Source organism: Halobellus clavatus (assembly GCF_900107195.1).
Taxonomy (GTDB): domain Archaea; phylum Halobacteriota; class Halobacteria; order Halobacteriales; family Haloferacaceae; genus Haloquadratum; species Haloquadratum clavatum.
Genome location: NZ_FNPB01000023.1, coordinates 1 through 19375 on the forward strand (window position 1 = coordinate 1; position 19375 = coordinate 19375).

Sequence of the window (19375 nt, forward strand, 5' to 3'; positions counted from 1 at the left end):
TCGAAGTCGATGACCTGCTTCTCCTTGGGCATCGCTTTGACCTGGATGCCGCGCCACTCGCCGTCGACGCCCACGAGTGCCTCGGAGAAGCCGGCGTCCTCGTTGCCCGGCACGGCATCTTGGACGAACCGCATCTGTGCGTAGTTCAGGCCGAACTCGTCGGCCCACTCCTCGTCCATCCCGTCGAGGCGGTGGAACTGCTTGACCGCACACTGGTCCAGAATGGCCTCGCTCTCGGCGTGCTCGAAGAACTCGTCGACGGTCTGCGTGACCAGTCGAATCGAGAGGTCGTGATGTCGGTGGTGGCGGAACACCGTCTCGAGGAACGCCAGGCTCGCGGCGTCCTGCATGATGTAGCGCGCCTCGTCGATGTAGAACACTACCTCCTTCTCCGAGACTTTCGCCCGCTCGTACACCAGCGAGATGAGTAGCTGCATCGTCAGCGCCGTGCTGCTGTCGACGCTGCCCTCCTGCTGGGCGAGGTCGAGGTAGATGACCTTCTCGTCGCGGATATCGAAGTCGGACTCCTGGCCGAGGTTGCCGTGCCGACCGTCGTCCTCGAAGGGGCGGAGCTGGTCGAGGAGCCACGTCGCGTCCTCTTTGATCTTCCCCGCCTCCTCGTCGGACCGGACGACGAACTCCTCGGGGTCGTTGACCATCTCCTCGAAGACGTCCATCATATCCTGAATCGTCGGACTCGGGTTGTCGTGCGTCGAGATGTCGTCGGTGATGCCGTTGCGCTTGTACGCTCGCTTGAGTCCGAGTTCGAGCGTCGTCCGGCGGTCACCCAGCGAGATGCCCCGCAGCGCGAAGAAGTTGGTGAGGAAGCTCATCGCGTCGTCGAGCTTCTCGTTGAACGGGCTCGCGTCCTCGCCCATCGCCCGCTGGACGTGCTCGGGCGTCTCCCGAATCTCCAGGGGATTGAGGCCGAGCGTCCCGCCGACCGTGATGCGTTTGGCATCGAGCGCTTCGGCGACCCCCGCCCAGTTGTTCAACGGCTCGAGGATGATGCCGATACGGTCCTTGCTCTGCTCGATCGACCGGATGAAGTTCTGTTTCGAACTGAACGACTTCCCGGAGCCGGTGTCGCCGACGGTGAACATCGCGTACCCGTTGTCCCGCGCGAACGGGTCGATGACGACCGGGCTCTGGTTGTCTTTGTGAATCCCGAACTCGACGCCGCCCTCCTCGAGGATCGTCGCGTTGTGCGGCGAGGACAGCAGCGCGCCGACGGCGCCGCCGAGCGCAATCGACGTCCGCCCGAACTCGTTGTCGCCGATGGGCGCGGCGGACTGAAGGGCGAGGTCCTGCCGACAGATTGCCGTCTTCGGCGTGAGGTTCGCCGGGTCGTCGCGGAGCGCGCTCTTGACCTTCTGGACGGCGTCGCGGAGGTCCTCCTTCTCGTCGGCCCGGACCGTGATGAACATCCCCTGGTCGAAGACATTCGCGCCGTTCTCGACGGCCTTGTACGTCGCTGCGGCCTCGTTGGCGCGTTCCTGTAGGTAGGCACTCCGCACGCTCTGTTCAAGGTCAGCGTCCACCTGAAGGTCGTCAGCGATATCCTGCAGTTCGTTCCGCGCCCGCTCCTGGTTCTTCGGCGTGATGTGGGCCGTCAAATCGAACTGCACGTCCGTCATCTCGAAGAGCTCGGAGAGGTAGCCGTCGTTGGGGTAGTCCGGGTAGTCAGCGATGTACAGCGTCGTCGTCCACTGCTCGCCGACCCGTGCGGCTCGCGTTTCCCACTCGGCGGCAGCCGGCGCGGTCACCGTCTTGTGTGATTCGGCGATGTCGTCGAGGAGCTGGCGTTCGGCCTCGCCCTGTTCGAGTGTCTCCTCGTCGAGGACATCCGAGAACTCGACTTCTTCCGTGTCGTCTTCGGTGTACCAGTCCCAGAGGAGTTTCCCACCGATACCGAGCAGGCCAACGATGAGGAGATAGAGCGCTGCGCCCTCCGTAGAGGTCGGACTGGAGAGCCACCTGACGAGCTGACTGCCCACGCCGCCTCCCGCTTGAAGGATCGCGCTACGCATCGAACGCATCCTCCCGGCGCGACTGGCCGATGATCGGCTGTTCGCGAACGACACGCTCTGCCTCGTCGTAGTCGTGTTCGCGACCGTTCCAGAAGTCCATATTCAGGACGAACAGTTCGACCGTGCTGAGCCGCCGTGCGGACCATCCGGACGCCTGCTGGATGAACTCGGATCGCACGTCGTTCACCCGACTGTCGAGCTTCTCGAACATCTGTGCGCGACGTTCGACGTCGGTGAGGTCCTCGCGACGGGTGACGAACGGGTTGAACAGGAAGCCGATGACGGGAAACTGCGTCAGCTTCTCGGCGGGCGTGCCCTCGTCGCGGAAGCGGTCGTAGACCTCCAACGGGCTGACCTGGACGCCGATGTAGTATCGCACCTGCTGGATGCCGCGCTCCCGCATCTCCTTCGGCCGGGTCTCCCGGTACTCCTCGAGGAGTTCCTTGAAGATCGGATTCTCCGTGACGTCCTCGTCGTTGAGGCGGTCCTCGATGTTCTCCGTGATCTGCTCCACCGGGAATGAGCGGGTTGTGGCGTGGAGTTTGAGCTTCGAATCCAGCTCTTTGTTGGCGAAGTCCTCGCCGGCGTCTTGGAGCTGTGCCCAGTCGTCGGACATCGCGAAGTCCATGTTGTCCGGGTCGATCTCGATGAACGCCTCCATCGTCCCGTCGGCCCGCTGAATGGCTCTTGCGCCCGGCCACGCTCGCTCGATGTTCGTGAGGTCCTGCGTACGTTCGTCCGGCTTGAAGGGCGTGTAGTTCGCCAGACCGCCCTCATTCCGCTCTGTCTCGTTGGTACTCCCATCAGCGTCTTCGGGAGCACTGAAGGTAATCTGCGGCCGTTTGACGTACCGATAGACGTCCTTGGTCCACGTCCACGCGTTCAGGTGATCGGGAGAGACGTAGACGATGGCAACGCCAAAGCCGAAGCCGCCGGCGACGAACGGAAGTGCGAGCGATTCGATCCCCGTGAGGCCGGCGATGAATAGGCCGACGATCGGAAAGGCGATCAGGACGCCGACGTCACCCTCCTCAATGTTGAGGTAGGGGATGCGACTCTCCTCGCCGAACTGGTCCATGATGCGCCGTGCGGCTGCGTCTTGATCTATCGACATTGTTAGTGGATACCTCTATCAAAGTCCATTCCGCGTTCCTCACCCGCTGTATCCGACGTAGTACCACCAGGGTCGTTCTCGGTCCGTCGGTATGAGGGCGTACTATCTCCACCCTCACCATGACCGCCTTGGGCCGCAGCTTTCTGTGCAACGGCATGGCCGGCTGCGGCTTTCGGCCCCCACCGAGCAGCGGTTGTCGCGACGCCGGCACCCCCAACATACGCACCGGCAGCTACGCCGCCGATGAGGGCTGCGCCCTTGGTGGCGCCGCCGATAACTTTCGCCGTCAGCGGGGTTGCGTATTTGAACGTCTTCCAAGTGATATAGAGCGCGATAAGCGGCAGTGACGCGGCAACCAGGTACTTCAGAAACGCACTATTTGGCGTGAGGGCCCCTTCCGAATACAGCAAATCGTATCCTTTGAACACGACTGCTGCTGGGAGGGGTAGAACCGCCAAAGGAACAAACCGCTTGGAGAATCCCATCGCGATGTCCGAAAGGACTGGGACATTACCATAGGCGAGAGCAAACGCTATCGGCATCCCGTAGACATACACGTAAAGCAATACCTCTCGAATATAGTAGAGGGCCTCAAGTGCCCACATCGAGAGGCCACCAACAATTGCGAACACGAATGCAAGCCCGGGATTGGTCAGAGATTCTTTGAGAAAATTCAGCATCGCATCACCCAGGGTTTCGAGACTCGGCATCAATGCGATGGTGAACCCGTCGACGATGTAGAGACCAAGAACACTGACCCAGTACCAGCTGATGATAAGAAACGCGCCAACCCACGCAGTCTTCTTTGTCCGTCTCGCTTCGTATACACTTCCGATATTGAATATCCGAACTGTGTGTCGCCCTTGAATACACATCACCAGAAGGAGTAATGAGATGAGCATAATCTCACCTCCGACCAACGCATCCCGAATTGCAGGCCAGGGTCCGTTTGTTGGCGCACCAAAGACAAATGCACCGTCGGTTTCGGGCGTTGGAGTCCCGAACATCTCCTCAGTGAGGGTTTCATAACCAGTGTTCAATCCCTCCATGAAGAGGGAGATCACCCAATCGACGACGTCTTTGAACCCCTCTAGGACGACATCAATCAGGTCCACCATAGTTAGTCCTCACTAATCGTAATCTCGCAATTATCGAATTCCTCTGACGCGGAGTAGTGGATACTGTAAGTATTGGAAACTCGGTTTGTCCCCACTCGTGTTTCTATAATGACTTCGAAGCTCCCGGTTTGTTCTTCGCTCTCACACGAAGTCCCCTCACCTCGAACGAACGCAAACGGTGAACGGTAACTGTACAGTGTGAGCTGCTCTCCCGGTTCTATGACTACCTCGTCAACCTCTGTATCTTCTTCTGGATCGTATATGCCACTGACATCATCGTTTTCATCATAGTTCGTCCCTTCCTCATCCGAGGGATATGGAACATCTCCAATAAAGAGGAGCTGCGTGATCGCATCCGGGCCATTCCCTTGGTTTTCAACAGATACGAAGGCCTCTTTTGAGATTTTATCACTCGAGCTATTCCACATCTTTTCAGGCTGATTCTTCCCGATCCCCATCTCCACGATGCTAAGATTCGGCTGAACGGACAGAGCGGACTCTTGCACAGTTTCTTCGCCCTCTAGTGCGAGAACGCGATACTCGCCTGGAGCGTATGACGTTCCAATCTCAAACGAAACCTGCTGTGCTCCTGTCGCTACGTCACGTTGACCGAACAATTCTCCATTCGGCTGGATGAGATTGACTTGGCTGACATCGGTGTCTTCCGAGAGTTCCACCACGACCGTTGTCCCATCAACAGCAACGCGCTGAAGTGGACCTTGGTCATTTTGAGATGGAGACCCATTACTGGGTGTTCCGGAGCTCTCATTTGTATTCATACACCCAGCAAGGGTTGTGAGTGCGGCGCCGGCGACTGTTCGGAGGGCGGTTCGCCTACTGATGGGTGGGGTATCTCGTGTCATGAATTGCGTTGGAAGATGTCTGCTGGACCGAGCATCCGCAGGAGGCGCTTGCCAGCGTAGAACATCACGAAGAACGGCAGGAGCTGCCAGCCGACCTCGAACACCAGCGCAAACCAGCCGTCGATCGTTCCTAGAGGGTGCCAGCGGGCCGTCGCGGTATCACTCACGTACGCCGGGTCGTGACCGAGCCACGAGCCAGAGTGGTACCGAGCCGTGTAGATGCCCGGTTCGTCGATGGTCACGATCGCCACCCCCGAGGCGTTGGTCTCGACGCGCTGATCTGCGACCGTGATGTACCCGTTCCGGGTGGTGCCGCCGATTGGATACTGACGGCTATCGTCAAGCGCAATCGGCGCACCAGTTTGATTGTCCCGCAGTTCGACCCTGAGCGTCGCTTGCGACTGATTCTGCTGGATAACCTTAACAGTAAGATTGCTGCGGTGGAGTTGTCGCTCGGAGCCGGCATCCGACTCGACGATTGACGCATTCACGCCCCGGACGATTCCCGCAACATGGAGCGCCTCTCGATCGACGTTCTCAGCTCGAACGGCGACGCCGTACGTCGTCGTGTACGATTGGTTGACGATGTCGATATTGATGTTCTCACCGATGGTGCCGACCGGAGACGGGCGGTCAGTCCCCCAGGTCTCGATGAGTTCCGGCCCGTCTCGAACCGGCTCGGCACGCGGCCCGATCCGCGAGGGATAGGCGTGGACGTACACCGGAATCGCGTCCGACTCGACGGTGGCGCTATCCGTGCGATTCGACCGGACGAGCGTGTCCCAGTTGGTGTTCCGAGCGGTGTAGAACCGCCAGATGCCACGGACCCGTGCCTCACCGTCCTCCGTGAGCGTGTACCCCTGCCACGGCCGCGACTGGAAGATGGCCACGCCGGCTTCGCCGTTCGGATACTCGGCGTAGTAGGGGTACGCCGAGAGGTCGTAGATCTCGACGGCGATCGAATCGGAGACGTTGTGTGATTCCGTCCGATAGGTGACGTCGACGTCCGTCCGGTCACCCAGGTCGGTCCTGACGGTTTTCTTCAGCCGGACGCTAATCTCCGCTTCCAGCGTGAGATTCGCACTCCAGTCGTCCTCGATCTGGTAGTCGAGGACAGGCGTATGGGCTCCGTCACGCTCGGCGATGGTCTCGCCGTCCTTCTTCAACCGGACTTCTTCGATCTCGTGCTCCGTGAGCGACCATGAGATAGTTGTGTTGCCGGAGGAACTCCCGTTGGGGACGCGAACGCGGTAATCAACGAACCCGCGCATCGTCCCATTCGGTGCGATATAGAGTGGGGTTTCACCGGACTCGAGGTGTCCACGAGTGGAGGGCTGGACCGCGAAGATCGTTGCGTGAGCATCTTCGATGAAGACGCCGTCCTCAAGGTCCGCGTGCGGCGGATGCACGGACGTATCTGGGCCGCCGGCGTCGAGGTCCTCAAAGTCGTTCCGCGTCCACGTCGCCGCAGTCGCCGGCGGTCGTTTGAACGTAACGTCCGTCCCGTTGGCGACCTGATGGACGGCGGAGCGGTTCTCGCCGTAGCGCTGGCGGTACTCTTCTTGGCTGATGTAGTTGTCCGCATCACGTGACCACAGCGTTGCCGACTCGTTTTCCGTGAGCCCATTCCCCTCCGTACCTGGTCGTGGCGGGTCAGCGGCGACGATACCCGTGACTAGGCTCGTCGCGAGCAAGCCGGCCATGAGCACGGAGAGCTCTCGGTGGTTCATAGGGCTCGCAACGGTGCTGTGGAGTGCTTACCAGGGGACGAGGTCGACGCACTGCGCCAGCGGGAGGCCCATCATTGACCCGGCGACGGTGTAGAGCGGGCCGAGGACGACGAGGACGACCGCGGACTTCATCGCCGAACGCTTGTGGCGCTTGAGCCCCTTCTTCTGCTCGGGATTGAGGGTGAACATCTCGATAAGGGAGTCAGCCTGCCAAACGATTGCGAGGCCGACGATCCCCAGCGCGGTGGTCAGCTGGAAGAACCCCTCAATCATACTCGGGAGGTTGTCTGCGCTACAGACCGCGTTACTCTGGGCTGCAACCGGTTGAACGGCAAACAGGCTCAGGAGGACGATGGTGAGCGCTGCCTGCCGAGGGATTTTCCCAGTCAGCGGTGACTCGGTGTCAGTGCTACGCTCAGGGTCGGAGGGAGTCTGGTCCTGTGACATAGCGGGTCAATCATCGGTGGCGTCTCCAGCCGTTGGCTGGTTCTGCTGCTCTTCGACGAGCGACTGGAGGTCGTCGAATCGGTTGGTGTCCTCTGCGATCTCTTCGAGGGTGTAGCCCTGCTCGCGGGCCCGTTCGAGGAGGTCGCGGAGCTCATCGGGGTCAACACCGCGGACTTCCATTTCCTCGCGGAGGGCGCGCCGATAGAGGGCGGAGGCGTTGATGTGGTCGTTCCACATCAGGTACAGGTCATCGATGTCCTCGATGGTGACTGACCTCGTAATCATACATGCGGGTATGGGTATGCACCGGCTGAGTCCCGGTACATATTGGCACGGTAGCTGGATGAGGAATAAATGCTTTCTGGCTGCCAAGTGGTGCAAATTTATCCGATAAATTATAACCAAATCACTTGTTGACCTAGTAGAAAAAGTCTTAACCAACATCCACTGAGAAAGTTGGGCATCTGTTGGTTAAGAATGAGAATCAGCTCGCTTACTCGAGCTCTACAACCTCGCCGTTTCCGTCGTCGAGGAGCCCCTTCTCGCCTACGCCCGCGGAGAACTGACTCACGATGAACATGAACAACGTCGAGAGACGCACGAATGAGACACCTGAATTCAGACCACGGACGGCCATAACTGGAGAAATAGGTATTCGGCATGCTTAGCAGTATAAAAAAGCAGTCCACCGACTTTTCGAAGAGAATCTCGCTCGTGAACTTGATTAAGAAGCACAGATGAGTAGTAATACGCACGCAGATGGGCCACGTCTACTACCACCACCCCGGCGACAAGCAGTTCTCCCTTGACTTCGTCCATCCAGCTCCTGCCAAAATCGTCTCGAAGATCGTCGACTACGGCGACGACGTCGCTGTGAAGGTCCAGAAATACGATATCGACGAACCGTTCTACGTCATCTACACATCCCGCGTCGGCGGTGGGCCTGTTCAAGAGATTGATTTTAACCTGAACGAGTCGCTCTCAGAGATGAGTGCCGACAACAGTACCATCATCGTTCGTCTTCTCGAGATTTACCGCGCACTTATCGCTCAGAACGAAGAAGAAGAGGGAACTCCCGTTGAGGCGTACAAGAATATCGACGTCGATGCACTGCCGGACGTTCTCGACCGGACGTCGTGGGAAGGATCAGCAACAGACGTAGCGGGCCGACTCGCCTCGAACCTGATCCTCAAGCACGCGCTTCCAAATGCCAACCATCGAACCGCTGTTGCGCTGATTCAGTTCTACCTCCGGCGACTGAATCCGGATTTCGCTATGCCGGAAACCTCTGTAGAGACCGATCCAGAATCCTACGACTGGCGAGAGTGGGTGAACGAGTACATCAACGAATCGAAGCGACTGTTGACCGTTCGACGGAAGAACGTCCTCTTCAAGCACCTGTATAGCTTCGGTGCGCGGACGCTTGAGCGAAAACACGCAGTCGAGATCGATCTGACTGAATACGAGTTGGATATGTACCCAAGTGAGGCGAAAATCGCCTACGCGGAGAAGCACGAAGATCTCTGGGTAACGTTTGTTGAGGAGGCTGTCGAACGTGCCGGCTATCCGGAGCTAAAAGAGACGTCTGGCCTCTCGAAAGCAGAATTCGCCGAAAAAATCCGAGACCTCAACTAAGCGGTTCTACTAGTCTTGAAGCGTGGCGACTGTTCGGCCCGTTTCCTCGGCCTCTTCGCTGCGCGACATATTGTACGTCGCGAGCGCTTCGTCAACCGCTTGGTCAAGGCTCATTGGTTAACCTAATCTAGGTTCTCCTCCCGTATAAACGCTTGCGTCAATCGATCTGTTCGAGTGCTTCAGTTGCGACATCACCCAATTCACCGGCTTCAATATGCGAATACCGTTCACGAACCATCTCCTCCGAGTTATCGAGATAGCGAGCCGCAACAGTGTACCCGAACGCGCGGACTAGCACCTCGCCCATTCCACGTCGACCACCGTGGGGCGCGAGATAGTCGTGTTTCGGATGGTCGATGTCGATCTCTGCAGCCTCTGAGAGCCGTTGGAGAATCGACCGTGCGCCGTCCGTCGTGATCGATGGAGGCCGAATGTCCTCATCGAGCGCCAGCAGCAGGTCGCGAGCGTACTCCGCACGGCGTTCAGTGATTGCTTCTGGGCGTTCCCCTCGATCGGCGAGGTCATCCTGGACGAGCTCTGCGAGCGTCCGTTGGTCGAACGTCGGAAACACCGGCCACTGCTCCGTCGGCGGGTCCATCAGCTGGCGATAGCTTCGCAGCGGAGAAATCACTGGATCGGGGAGACTCGCGGCGTCCCACTGCTGTTTCTTCCGGTAGACGTCCATACTCCCGTCGTCGAGGGAGAGATCCTCCCAGCGGACGCCGCGCCGGCGCGGGTCGTTTGGATCTCGGAGGAGTTCGCCAACGCGGACAGCGGTGTACGCGAGGACGAACACCAGAGCCCGGTCACGAGTCGCCTTCAGCGCTACGTAGCGCGCTCGCTGCTTGTCGAGGGGGTCAGTATCCTCTGGGAGTGTCGTGTACGCCTCGACAGCGTCGCGGGCCCGTTCGTCGACGTGGCGGGTGAGAGCGTGGCGCTGTTCAGACGTCCAGGCCTGCTGGTCGCCGGGCTTGCGGCCGTCGTCCTCCGGTAACGGCGCCATCGCACTCGCCCGCTGCGCGTAATGCGCCTCGAGATACCCTTCGTTGACACACCACCCACACCAGGCAGAGATATAGCGGTAATAGGTTTGTACCGTGTTCTGCTTGAGTCCCCGATCTCCACCGAGATGTCGGGCGTACTCCCGGAACACGCGTTCGTCGAGATCGTCGAAGGTCGGTTTGCGGTCGACGTCGTCGGAGACGATCCCGGTCCAGTCGTCGGCGCCGCGGTCGCCGGCGGCCCACTCGGCGAACCGTTCAAGCTCGCGTGCAGCGTTACGTCGATAGTTCCCACCGTCGCCGCCGCGGCCTTTCCCCTTGTCCTGGAGGTAGCGCTCGAAGGAACTCGCGAGTGACTGATTAGTGCGTTCTCGAGGTGTCATCGTTCCTCGTTCGCGTACTGGTAAGTCGGACGGACGTCCTCGAAGAGCGTTTCGACGATTTCCCAGAGGATCAGGGAAGGAGTCTCGTATTCAAATGTGATCCCCCAGCGGTCCTCCGTATTGGCGGCAGAGTACTGGAAATGCGCCCGTCCGAGATCGGGATGGTCCTCGTCCTGGTGCCAGCCGGCGTGAAAGCCCGTGTTCGGATCGGTGTAGTTGATACGGAACCAGTCGTGAGGGTCCTGTCGATACCACTTGACGGTCAGTTCCGGCGAATCAGGGCCCGTTGGGGGATTAAGGCGGGCTGGATCAAAAACCGCCCGCAGCTGCTTGGCCTCGATATCGTCAGGAACGTACTCGACGGCCGTGATCTGGGGGACACGGTCGAGGACGTCCCGCTTCAATTGGGCGTAGAGGTTCGCGTTCGGGTCACCACCTGGATGCGGGACCGACATCCGTTAGCTGCTGGCCTCGGCAGACTCTGTCGTCGGAGCGAGGAAGTCCCATTCGCGGATGGCAAAGCCAACGATCTGGATACGACGCTGAAGGTGCTCCCACTCGCGGGCAATCTCACGGCGACGGTCTTCCTCGTCACCGTCAAGGGACTCGTCAGCGAGCGTTCCGCGAAGCTGATTCGGTGACTCGACGCCGAATTCGCCCTCCCAGTCGCGAATCTGCGTCTTCATATCGGCGAGACGGTCCGTAAGCTCCTCGACAGTGTGCCCGCTGTCTCGAAGCCGCATCGCCTCCTGCATCGCTTGGCGGCGATAATCTGGGTAATACGTGGTGTGAGTACCGCTTTCGTCACGGTGGAGGATGCCATCGTCGACGAGCCGATCGAGGACGCGTTTGGTCGGCTCGTGTGACCAGCCCGCTTCCGAGGCGATCCAGTTGGCCGTCTGAGGCTCCGAAAGCTGCCGGGCGGTCATCCTCACGCGGTCTTCGCCCGTGGTTTGGCGTTCCATTAGGCCCTCGGAGTTCGGTTCGTCTTCGGACATACAACACCGTTCGCGCTTTGTCTTAATATAGGTTGAGGTCATTAGTTCTATATCGAGTGCGTTTCTTCGCCATCGCCTCGACCCCGGCTGAGGAGAGTCAGAGCAAACTCGGAGCCCGGTCTTGTCGGCTCTACCCGGGGGAAGCGCCGTTGTGAGGGGGTTGCAGCATTCGTGCTTCACCGACGGCGTCGGGGTACTTCAAACTGGTCGTGATTATTGGCATAATCAGGACCACTTGTTGTTTTCGAGCCATCGGGAGAATTCGGGGGTCTAAAGTCTCTTAGCGCCGGAACTCCGCACTTCAGAATATTGTATATCGTATATCGCTATACAAAAACTCGGTCCGGTGATGTTGAGACTACAGTGGGTATAGCGGGCCTGTAATGCATGGTTTTGGCCGAATCGGGGAACGAAAACTGATTCAGATTGCTCTCCGAACGGCCCATATTGTTGAAGTTTCAACCATATACGCGAATTTCGGAGACTTTCGACAGCGTAGCCACTCAGACGCCGGGCTACCACGGGTAGAGGTCTTTCCTATCCGATTCCGGTTTCCTTCTTCACCAGCGTCAGCGTGTTATCAGCCGTCACAATCGGCGAGTGCTCGTATTCACCGGTCAACTGCACCTGAACCAGCAGATCAACTGCTCGCCAGATCGAGTACAGGAGACAGGCGAACGCGAAGTAGAAGAACCGGGGGCCGAAATGCTTCGATGTTGTGGCGGCCATGAACCGTTTGATCGATTTGTAGCCGCTCTCGATTTCCCACCGATACCCGTACTCAGTAAGGAGCCCGCTATTCCGATTCGTCATAAACACCGAATACTGCCGATGATCGGTGTGTTCGGAGTTCTCTTTCCGTCGGTAGATCAGTGTCGTCGAGTGCCACTCGTTGTCGCCCAAATGCAGTTTTCGATCAGTCTCGTACCGGTCCTTTCCCCGCTTCAGAAGGCGCTTGGCTTGGGCTTTTTGGCTCGTTTGCATCCGCTTTGGAACGACATAAGAGAGGCCGCGCTGACTCAGCATCTCCAGGATGTGCTGGCTGTCGAACTCCCGGTCCATCAGCACATTATCGACGTGAACGAGATTCTCTGCCGAGTCCAGGAGATCTTCGACGATCTCCTTACGCGTATCTCCTTTCCGGACCGGCCGTGCGTCTAACACGATTGGGACAGCGTTCCCGACCAACTGGACCGTCGCCCACTGATAGGCGTACTCGTCGGTCTGCTCCTTTGTCCCGATGATCTCGTCTTTGTGGCCCGTTCTATCGCCGGTGAACGGGTCAGCTTCGGTAATATCGATCGCGACGATTCCAGCTCGAAAGAACTCCTCTGTCTCGGCAACTTCGTTCAGGAGCCGAGTGATAGCCTGCCGGTACATCGCTCGCACCTGTTCAACCGAGAGGTCACGAATGTGCTCTCGGTGGGCCTGGCCCAACGGCGTCCGATCCCGAGTCGATTCGTAGACGAAACTGCGAGCCCATTCGTCCGCAGCCAGCCGCTCGCGAAGTCCGAGATACGTCTGTAAGTCCCAGTAGGCGTTCTCGTGGATCTCACAGCCCCCACCACGGTCCAGAGAGAATGCTGGGAAGACGACGCGGCTGATGTGATCGCTGATATTCGCTGCTTCTTCCAAAACAGTCTGGTCGTCCGGATCGGTCGGCCCAGACTCGTCGTTATGGTACTGGGGCTTCCGTTCCAGGTCACGAGGAACCGCAACACCGGCATTCTGTGAGTTGATCAGGAGCGTCCGAGCCGTTCTCTCAACTGTCTCACGGAGGTCGGCACTAAAGCGCTTGTTCCAACTACGCCAGAGTGTCGACTGATCGGGAACGGAGTCGGACCCGAGCGAGCGACGGGTACCTGAGTGCTGCCGAAGATATTCGACGAGCGCGGTTTCGTGGTCCCAGCCGTACACCTCTTTCAGTAGGAACGCCCTGAAGAGCTGTGACATCTCGTATCGAGTCGGACCGGAGTACTGGTCGTGGGGACTGAACCCTACGTAGGAAAGTGGATACTGACAGACGAACCCCTCAACCGAGTCGTGGGCGTTGTGCTCGAACCAGATTCTCGAGACGTTCCGGAAATCCTCAGTGAACGCCGTCAGTGAACTCTGGTCGTACAGTGGCGTCGAGTCATACGCCGGCCAGTCGAGATACTCTGTTGTCGCTATCGCACGGAAGACATCGCGCCGAGAGACAGAAGTCGGTGCCATCGGAGACACGTCTGCCGTTCCGGGCCAATGATATGACGTTCTCTCCGATGCTTACGTATGGGAACTCAGGCCTCCTCAGCTTCAGGATCGTTCACAGATAGCAACCCCGTCGCCATAAGCCGTCGCGTGATCGCGACCAGCCCGTTGTCGAATCCGCGGCCAAAGACGCCTTGTTCGTGCTCACGGCCGTCTGCCCTCGTTTCGGTGAACGAACTCACCAAAATCGCCTCACGGTCGGCCAGTAACAGCCGACTAATTTCGGTATCGTCATCTGGAAGCGGCGACCGGCTCAGCCAGTCCAATCCCGAGACGAAGACTTCGACACTGGGCAGGGCATCCTGAATCGTGGCCTGGAGGTCTTCATCGATTGTCCCAATGATGACGTTCACATCGTGTTCCTGAGCCGACTGCAGCTGTTCGGCCAACCGGTCGGTGAAAATACTATTATGGCCGACCACGAGGATCAACTCCTCTGTCGCTCCCTCGATCAGCTGCCGCGTCCGGCTCGTAATGCCCTGATCGCCGGAGATGGACCACACTTCGTGGGTAGCCTCTGTCGAGTCTCCCTCATCGGTCGGGTCAAGCCCGCTCAGAGCGCTCCGGAGTGATTCGGCCCGATCGACGTACTCCGACTGGAGGGTGTTGACGGCTTCGTCGATAGAGACCGCTCGAAATATCTGCGGGTTCGAGTGCTGGGTTTCCACCAGCCCCTTGGATTCCAGTATGCGAATCGCATCGTAGACGCGCGTTCGAGGCACATCGGAGGTCTCGCTGATGTCCTTGGCCGTTCCGCGCTGTCGGCGTGCGAGCGCGACGAACGACTTGGCTTCGTACTCTTTGAGCCCGAGTTGTTGGAGCAATTCGATCGCTTGGTCTTGATTTGAAACATCTTCCATTGGTCCCAACCTCAACTGCTACCTTCTGGTTCGTGCCCCGGATGTTTAGTACGTCGCACCGAGAAACAGCACTGTCACCCAAATTATCACAGAATGACCACTATTTTGAGTGCTCTGAGCGTCCTGCTATCAGTACTATTCAGCTATTCACTCACTTAATCACAATACTTCTTTGTGCGGGTAGCACGGAGGGTAGAGTGGCGTGGAGGCACAGATTTGGTCCCAACCTCTCTGTCGCTACACGTCAGAAACCACCATACACGGTGGTTTTCACGAGATTAGTGATGAGTTATGTCCGGCGACCCATCCGACCAAGCACGATCCACGGCCGTCAAACAGCTCAAAGCGCTCGGCCTCAGTACCTACGCCGCACGGACATTCGTCGCCCTGGTCAGTCTGGGCGAAGGAACTGCTCGGGACTTGAGCGAAGTTGCCGATGTCCCCCGAACACGCGTCTACGACGCAGCTGGCGAGCTTCATAACCGCGGTCTCGTCGACGTGAAACAATCGAGTCCCCAGCGATATTGGGCCATTTCGACAGAGACGGCCGGCCGTCACTTCGAACAGGAGTACGACCACCGGGTGACGGTCCTGACAGACGCCCTCGACCAGCTTGTACCAGCGAATCGTAGCACTGAACAGCAAGGTGTCTGGACGGTAACCGGACGGGATACCGTGACCGAGCGCGTAGTGGATTTCATCTCGTCCGCTGATGATGAGATCGTGTATATGACTGCCGAGGAGCTACTGACCGACGAAATCGCTGAATGCCTTTCAACCGTCAGCGACCGTGGGGTCTCAATTCGGCTCGCAGAGATGTCACAATCCGTCGAAGCTCGGCTCGAACAGGACGTTCCTGACGCGAAGCTGTTCGAATCGCTGTGGAACTGGTCGGAGACGCCTGCTGGTCGCCTCCTTATGGTGGACCAAAATAAGACGCTCGTGAGTGTGCTCGTCGACGGCAACGGTGAACACCCACCCGAACCACGTGACGAAACCGCTATCTGGGGCGTGGGTCAGACGAATAGCCTTGTCGTAGTGCTGAAAACGCTGTTCACTTGGCAGCTCGACAACAATCGCGATTCGCAAGATGTGCGATAACTCAGATACTCACAACGATTTTATCTATTCCAGTCGATTCGGTGTTTCACAGTGAATATAGCCCTCTTCAAGCCGAGAGCAGTGTACGACGGGCTGAACCTAGCGATTGAGCCTGGTGCTTTCCTAAGTTTTGTTCGACTAGATCAAGATACTGTTCAATGAAGTGGAGGACATCAACTTCCACAGAAATATAACGATTCCTCTGGTTTCACAGCTTCAAACACCTATTTCGGCCAGTACATTTTTATTCTAATACTGTTTTGATTATTATAGTCAATAAGTCTTATCGAGATGGCAGACCGTCCAATACGTATCCTTCACGTCGATGATCAACCAGATTTCACCGACCTGACTGCGACGTACCTGGAACGTAAGGACGACTCGTTTTCCATCGCCACCGCCAAGAGTGCGGGCGACGGTATCGAACTTCTCCGTGAGACGGATTTTGACTGTATCATCAGCGATTACGATATGCCGGGAAAGACAGGACTCGATTTTCTCGAAACCGTCCGAGAGGACTACCCTGATCTTCCATTCATTCTCTTTACTGGGAAGGGGTCGGAGGAAGTAGCGGGCAAAGCCATTTCGGCCGGGGCGACCGATTATCTCCAGAAGGATGCCGGAAGCGACCAATACGCACTATTAGCAAATCGTATTCGAAATTACGCCGATAATTCACACACAAAGAGACAACGTGACCGGCAGTTAGAAGCGATGGAGAATGCCCGTGAACCGATCAGTATTCTCAATGATGACGGCGAGTTCGTCTACGTGAATATGGCGTTTGCCGAGCTTTACGGGTACAGCGAAAACGAACTGCTCGGCGAGCATTGGGGATTGCTCTACCCCGACAAAGACATACAGTACGTCCGAGAACGGATTCTCCCGACGGTTCGCGCTGAAGGGTACTGGCACGGACAAACGACCGGGCTTCGAGCGGACGAAAGTACCTTCGTCGAAGATCAAATCATCTCTACGACGGACAGAGGAGATCTCGTTTGTACTGTCCGTAATGCTACCGAGAGAGACGAGCGGGAACGGACGTTGAAACGCTACGAGACGTTGATCAAGGCTTTGAATGACCCGGTCTACGCACTCGATTCCGAAGGCAAATTCACGTTCGTCAACGACGCGTTCGTGGGTCTCGTTGGATACGAGCGAGAGCGGATTCTCGGGGGGACGCCGGAACTCATTAAAGACAGAAGTGACGTGGAGATAGCCGAACAGAACCTTGCCAGCCTTCTATCATCGACAGGACCGGAGAACCTTGTATTCGAAGTTGAGATCCAGCCGAAAGACAGCGATCCGGTCTACTGTGAAGACCATATGAGCGTCCTCCCGTACGAGGGTGACGAGTTCGACGGGTCGGTCGGCGTGCTTCGGGACATAACCGAGCGAAAAGAGCGAGAGGCCGACCTACAGCGGTACGAAGCGATCATCGAAGCGTCGGGTGACCCGGTGTACTCTCTCGATACCGACGGTCGGTTTACTTTTGTAAATGAGGCCGGCATCGAAATGGTGGGATACGACGAGGAGACGCTTCTCGGCGACCATATCTCGATCATTTTGGACGAAGCGGATATCGAACGGGGCAAAGAGTCGATCGACTCACTCCTCACGAGTAATGAAACGTGGGATACCTTCGAGATGGAGGTAATAACTCGGGACGGCAAGCGGATTCTGTGTGAGAACCACCTCGGACTGATACCCGAGAGCTGTGAGTACAACGGAACGGTTGGTATCCTCCGAGACATAACTGATCGGAGCGAGCGAAAGCGGGAACTCGAACGACAGAACGCGCGATTGGAGGAGTTCACCAGCGTCGTCTCTCACGACCTCCGAAACCCACTTTCAGTCGCAAAAGGACGACTGAAGATGGCCCAAGACGAGTGCGAGAGTGACCATCTAGACCACGTCGAATCCGCTCACGAACGGATGGAGGCTTTGATCGGGGACTTGCTCACGCTCGCGCGCGAAGGCGAAACGGTGACTGATCTCGAACAGGTCAGTCTGAAGACTGCCGCAGCGAGTTGTCACGCAATTAGCGAGACTGAAGGAGATCTCCGTATTACAACGAACAAGGTCGTTCGGGCAGACCGAAGCCGCTTACAGGAACTCTTGGGGAACCTGTTCTCCAATGCGATTAAGCACAATGATGAGGACGTAACGATTACCGTTGGTGACTTCGACGGTGGGTTTTTTATTGGAGACAACGGTGTGGGAATCTCCGAATCAAAGCGTGATCGAGTCTTAGAAGCCGGATACTCTACCTCAGAGGACGGAACAGGATTTGGACTTGGAATTGTCAAACGAATAGCAAAAGCGCACGGTTGGGAAGTAGACGTTACTGAAAGCGAAAGCGGCGGCGCACGAATTGAGATTACTGGCGTCGAATTTGTTTGATTTCTGCGGCCACTGTCCTACAGACGGTATATTCTATTGAGTCGTTAGTTCTGTAGAATAATTTTGCGTTGATAAGTGGAATGAGAGCCGACTTGTAAGCGGATGAGCTGCGAGATATCGAGATCGCGAGTCTTCAATCTCTCCGTCAGCGCGATGTACCGGTTGTAGAATGGGTAATCCTCTCACCTTGTTTGTGGTTATGAGTAAAGCCGACGAAAATATCGACAGCATACTTTGCTCATATTCCTGAACCACTCCGACAAACGTAGACATTGAGAGTACCAGTCTCAACTTCCATGAGTTTTTGCAAGTTGAGACTACACGGGTTATTGCCATAGCAGAATGTACGATATTGGGCGAACTGCGTCACCGAACCTCTCCTATATCAGGAATTCTTCGTCCATTTCACCGACTCGGTCCGAGCCTGATCGATATACCACAGTTTGACGCGGACCGACATAGTGCTGCTCACGAGGTCGCTGCTCGACCGATAGAGAGCATCTGATTAATGGGTAATGGTGGGTAAGGTTGATATAGGCGTGGGCAATAGTGGGTTACGAGATGAAAGTTGACGCCGACAAACTCCAGACGAACGAGACCGACGACCGGGGGCGGGTGTATCTCGGCACCGAGTACGCGAACAAGCGCGTCACAGTGGCTGTCGTCGAGGTTGAGTCCGAAACTCCCGACGAGGAGGAACTAGCCGCCGCGTATCGTGAAGCGTCGGAAAGTGCCAGCAATATTGCCGACGAGTGGGGCGTGGCTTCGGACGAAGCGTGGTCGGGACTTGATGAATGAGCGACGACACCGAGATTCGGCGCGGTGATGTCGTTATCGTTCGACTCGATCCTGCCGAAGGGCACGAAATGCGGAAAACACGGCCTGCAGTAGTGGTCCAGAACGATATCGGGAACAGGAACTCTAATACCACAATCGTCGCGCCTGCGACGGGAACGTACCGAGGCTATCCCTTTGAGGTACTCGTGGAAGCGTCGGACTCACCGTTCGAGAAAGACTCCTCTGTGCGGCTTGATCAAATTCGAGTTGTCTCTGTCGAGAAGCGAATCCATTCGGTGGCTGGCAGTCTCGACGATTCAACAATGGGCGAGATCGATGACGCGCTCAAATTGAGTCTCGGACTCGACTGATAGGGTAAACTCTTTGCGAAGAAATCAGGGTCGTGTTTAGTTTGGAGCATTGAGCCAGGCGGCAAATGCTTGGAGCCACTTTTCGGCGGTTTGCGGCTCAACGTGGCTGAAACAGTTGGAGAACGACGAGGTGCGACGCTTGAGTTCTCGAAAGATTCGCTCGATGGCATTCCGATTTCCATTCCGTTCGGTTTGAAATCGGAGTGAAGCTCTGGCCAGCGCAGTTTGGAGGTGTTGAGCGCCATCGACCAGAAACACTGCGGATTCGACATCGTGTTTCTCGCGCAGTTCACG

At 57.3% G+C, this 19375-nt stretch carries 18 protein-coding genes and 1 pseudogene; 5 read left to right on the plus strand and 14 right to left on the minus strand.

Translation table 11 applies throughout. The features are described from left to right. The 8 genes from BLU74_RS18100 to BLU74_RS19155 all read right to left on the minus strand — a co-directional run. A partial coding sequence (locus tag BLU74_RS18100; RefSeq protein WP_089769898.1) for a VirB4 family type IV secretion system protein occupies window positions 1-2030 on the minus strand: 2030 nt, incomplete at its 3' end. Next, the gene (locus tag BLU74_RS18105; protein ID WP_074878665.1) at window positions 2023-3144 is read right to left on the minus strand and encodes a TraC-like domain-containing protein; all 1122 of its coding nucleotides are present in this window, start codon (window positions 3142-3144) and stop codon (window positions 2023-2025) included. The genes BLU74_RS18105 and BLU74_RS18100, both read right to left, overlap by 8 nt. Window positions 3145-3146: 2 nt before the next feature. Next, window positions 3147-4262 (minus strand): TrbL/VirB6 family protein, encoded by a 1116-nt coding sequence (locus BLU74_RS18110; protein WP_074878667.1) that lies wholly within the window; start codon window positions 4260-4262, stop codon window positions 3147-3149. A 2-nt stretch (window positions 4263-4264) separates the two neighbouring features. Beyond that, window positions 4265-5125: a hypothetical protein gene (locus BLU74_RS18115; RefSeq protein WP_172863988.1), complete on the minus strand. Its 861-nt coding sequence runs from the start codon at window positions 5123-5125 to the stop codon at window positions 4265-4267. Next, entirely contained in the window at window positions 5122-6855 is a 1734-nt protein-coding gene (locus tag BLU74_RS18120) for a DUF8186 domain-containing protein (RefSeq protein WP_172863989.1), read from the minus strand. Before BLU74_RS18120 ends, BLU74_RS18115 begins: the two co-directional genes overlap by 4 nt. A gap of 27 nt (window positions 6856-6882) precedes the next feature. Continuing rightward, window positions 6883-7302, minus strand: coding sequence for a DUF7985 family protein (locus BLU74_RS18125; RefSeq protein ID WP_074878673.1), 420 nt, complete (start codon window positions 7300-7302; stop codon window positions 6883-6885). A 6-nt stretch (window positions 7303-7308) separates the two neighbouring features. Continuing rightward, the gene (locus BLU74_RS18130) at window positions 7309-7587 is read right to left on the minus strand and encodes a hypothetical protein (protein ID WP_008364407.1); all 279 of its coding nucleotides are present in this window, start codon (window positions 7585-7587) and stop codon (window positions 7309-7311) included. Window positions 7588-7795: 208 nt separating this feature from the next. Then, window positions 7796-7939, minus strand: a complete 144-nt coding sequence (locus BLU74_RS19155; RefSeq protein ID WP_175454707.1) for a hypothetical protein — start codon at window positions 7937-7939, stop codon at window positions 7796-7798. Window positions 7940-8061: 122 nt separating this feature from the next. On the opposite strand from BLU74_RS19155, the gene BLU74_RS18135 reads away from it, so the two are divergent. Beyond that, the gene (locus tag BLU74_RS18135) at window positions 8062-8937 is read left to right on the plus strand and encodes a DUF8172 family protein (protein ID WP_079235334.1); all 876 of its coding nucleotides are present in this window, start codon (window positions 8062-8064) and stop codon (window positions 8935-8937) included. 157 nt (window positions 8938-9094) lie between these two features. Here the strand turns inward: BLU74_RS18135 and BLU74_RS18140 are convergent, their stop codons facing one another. From BLU74_RS18140 to BLU74_RS18160, 5 genes are all read right to left on the minus strand, one after another. Beyond that, the gene (locus BLU74_RS18140) at window positions 9095-10321 is read right to left on the minus strand and encodes a phage integrase SAM-like domain-containing protein (RefSeq protein ID WP_089769900.1); all 1227 of its coding nucleotides are present in this window, start codon (window positions 10319-10321) and stop codon (window positions 9095-9097) included. Further along, window positions 10318-10776 carry a hypothetical protein gene (locus BLU74_RS18145; protein ID WP_058984796.1) on the minus strand — a complete coding sequence of 153 codons (459 nt, stop codon included), beginning with the start codon at window positions 10774-10776 and terminating at the stop codon, window positions 10318-10320. Before BLU74_RS18145 ends, BLU74_RS18140 begins: the two co-directional genes overlap by 4 nt. Before the next feature lie 3 nt (window positions 10777-10779). Then, on the minus strand, window positions 10780-11361 hold the full coding sequence (locus BLU74_RS18150) for a DUF7342 family protein (protein ID WP_058984797.1): 582 nt from the start codon (window positions 11359-11361) through the stop codon (window positions 10780-10782). Window positions 11362-11856: 495 nt separating this feature from the next. Further along, window positions 11857-13533, minus strand: coding sequence for a transposase (locus BLU74_RS18155; protein ID WP_089769902.1), 1677 nt, complete (start codon window positions 13531-13533; stop codon window positions 11857-11859). A gap of 65 nt (window positions 13534-13598) precedes the next feature. Continuing rightward, on the minus strand, window positions 13599-14429 hold the full coding sequence (locus BLU74_RS18160) for a TrmB family transcriptional regulator (RefSeq protein WP_175454708.1): 831 nt from the start codon (window positions 14427-14429) through the stop codon (window positions 13599-13601). A 291-nt stretch (window positions 14430-14720) separates the two neighbouring features. On the opposite strand from BLU74_RS18160, the gene BLU74_RS18165 reads away from it, so the two are divergent. From BLU74_RS18165 to BLU74_RS18180, 4 genes are all read left to right on the plus strand, one after another. Continuing rightward, a complete protein-coding gene (locus tag BLU74_RS18165) occupies window positions 14721-15530 on the plus strand; it encodes a TrmB family transcriptional regulator (RefSeq protein ID WP_089769904.1) in 810 nt (269 codons plus the stop codon). A 291-nt stretch (window positions 15531-15821) separates the two neighbouring features. Then, window positions 15822-17933: a PAS domain S-box protein gene (locus tag BLU74_RS18170; protein WP_089769907.1), complete on the plus strand. Its 2112-nt coding sequence runs from the start codon at window positions 15822-15824 to the stop codon at window positions 17931-17933. 561 nt (window positions 17934-18494) lie between these two features. Continuing rightward, the gene (locus BLU74_RS18175) at window positions 18495-18731 is read left to right on the plus strand and encodes a hypothetical protein (protein WP_089769909.1); all 237 of its coding nucleotides are present in this window, start codon (window positions 18495-18497) and stop codon (window positions 18729-18731) included. After that, window positions 18728-19081, plus strand: a complete 354-nt coding sequence (locus BLU74_RS18180; RefSeq protein ID WP_089769911.1) for a type II toxin-antitoxin system PemK/MazF family toxin — start codon at window positions 18728-18730, stop codon at window positions 19079-19081. The genes BLU74_RS18175 and BLU74_RS18180 overlap by 4 nt, the downstream gene beginning before the upstream one ends. Window positions 19082-19117: 36 nt before the next feature. Here BLU74_RS18180 and BLU74_RS18185 read toward each other — a convergent pair. Then, window positions 19118-19375 (minus strand): annotated as a pseudogene (locus BLU74_RS18185) (IS6 family transposase); the annotation flags it as partial.

Bases quoted from the DNA above. Each gene is read 5' to 3' on its own strand.
- BLU74_RS18105 (WP_074878665.1), bottom strand. From the start codon at position 3,144: ATGTCGATAGATCAAGACGCAGCCGCACGGCGCATCATGGACCAGTTC.
- BLU74_RS18110 (WP_074878667.1), bottom strand. From the start codon at position 4,262: ATGGTGGACCTGATTGATGTCGTCCTAGAGGGGTTCAAAGACGTCGTC.
- BLU74_RS18115 (WP_172863988.1), bottom strand. From the start codon at position 5,125: ATGACACGAGATACCCCACCCATCAGTAGGCGAACCGCCCTCCGAACA.
- BLU74_RS18120 (WP_172863989.1), bottom strand. From the start codon at position 6,855: ATGAACCACCGAGAGCTCTCCGTGCTCATGGCCGGCTTGCTCGCGACG.
- BLU74_RS18125 (WP_074878673.1), bottom strand. From the start codon at position 7,302: ATGTCACAGGACCAGACTCCCTCCGACCCTGAGCGTAGCACTGACACC.
- BLU74_RS18130 (WP_008364407.1), bottom strand. From the start codon at position 7,587: ATGATTACGAGGTCAGTCACCATCGAGGACATCGATGACCTGTACCTG.
- BLU74_RS19155 (WP_175454707.1), bottom strand. From the start codon at position 7,939: ATGGCCGTCCGTGGTCTGAATTCAGGTGTCTCATTCGTGCGTCTCTCG.
- BLU74_RS18135 (WP_079235334.1), top strand. From the start codon at position 8,062: ATGGGCCACGTCTACTACCACCACCCCGGCGACAAGCAGTTCTCCCTT.
- BLU74_RS18140 (WP_089769900.1), bottom strand. From the start codon at position 10,321: ATGACACCTCGAGAACGCACTAATCAGTCACTCGCGAGTTCCTTCGAG.
- BLU74_RS18145 (WP_058984796.1), bottom strand. From the start codon at position 10,776: ATGTCGGTCCCGCATCCAGGTGGTGACCCGAACGCGAACCTCTACGCC.
- BLU74_RS18150 (WP_058984797.1), bottom strand. From the start codon at position 11,361: ATGACCTCAACCTATATTAAGACAAAGCGCGAACGGTGTTGTATGTCC.
- BLU74_RS18155 (WP_089769902.1), bottom strand. From the start codon at position 13,533: ATGGCACCGACTTCTGTCTCTCGGCGCGATGTCTTCCGTGCGATAGCG.
- BLU74_RS18160 (WP_175454708.1), bottom strand. From the start codon at position 14,429: ATGGAAGATGTTTCAAATCAAGACCAAGCGATCGAATTGCTCCAACAA.
- BLU74_RS18165 (WP_089769904.1), top strand. From the start codon at position 14,721: ATGTCCGGCGACCCATCCGACCAAGCACGATCCACGGCCGTCAAACAG.
- BLU74_RS18170 (WP_089769907.1), top strand. From the start codon at position 15,822: ATGGCAGACCGTCCAATACGTATCCTTCACGTCGATGATCAACCAGAT.
- BLU74_RS18175 (WP_089769909.1), top strand. From the start codon at position 18,495: ATGAAAGTTGACGCCGACAAACTCCAGACGAACGAGACCGACGACCGG.
- BLU74_RS18180 (WP_089769911.1), top strand. From the start codon at position 18,728: ATGAGCGACGACACCGAGATTCGGCGCGGTGATGTCGTTATCGTTCGA.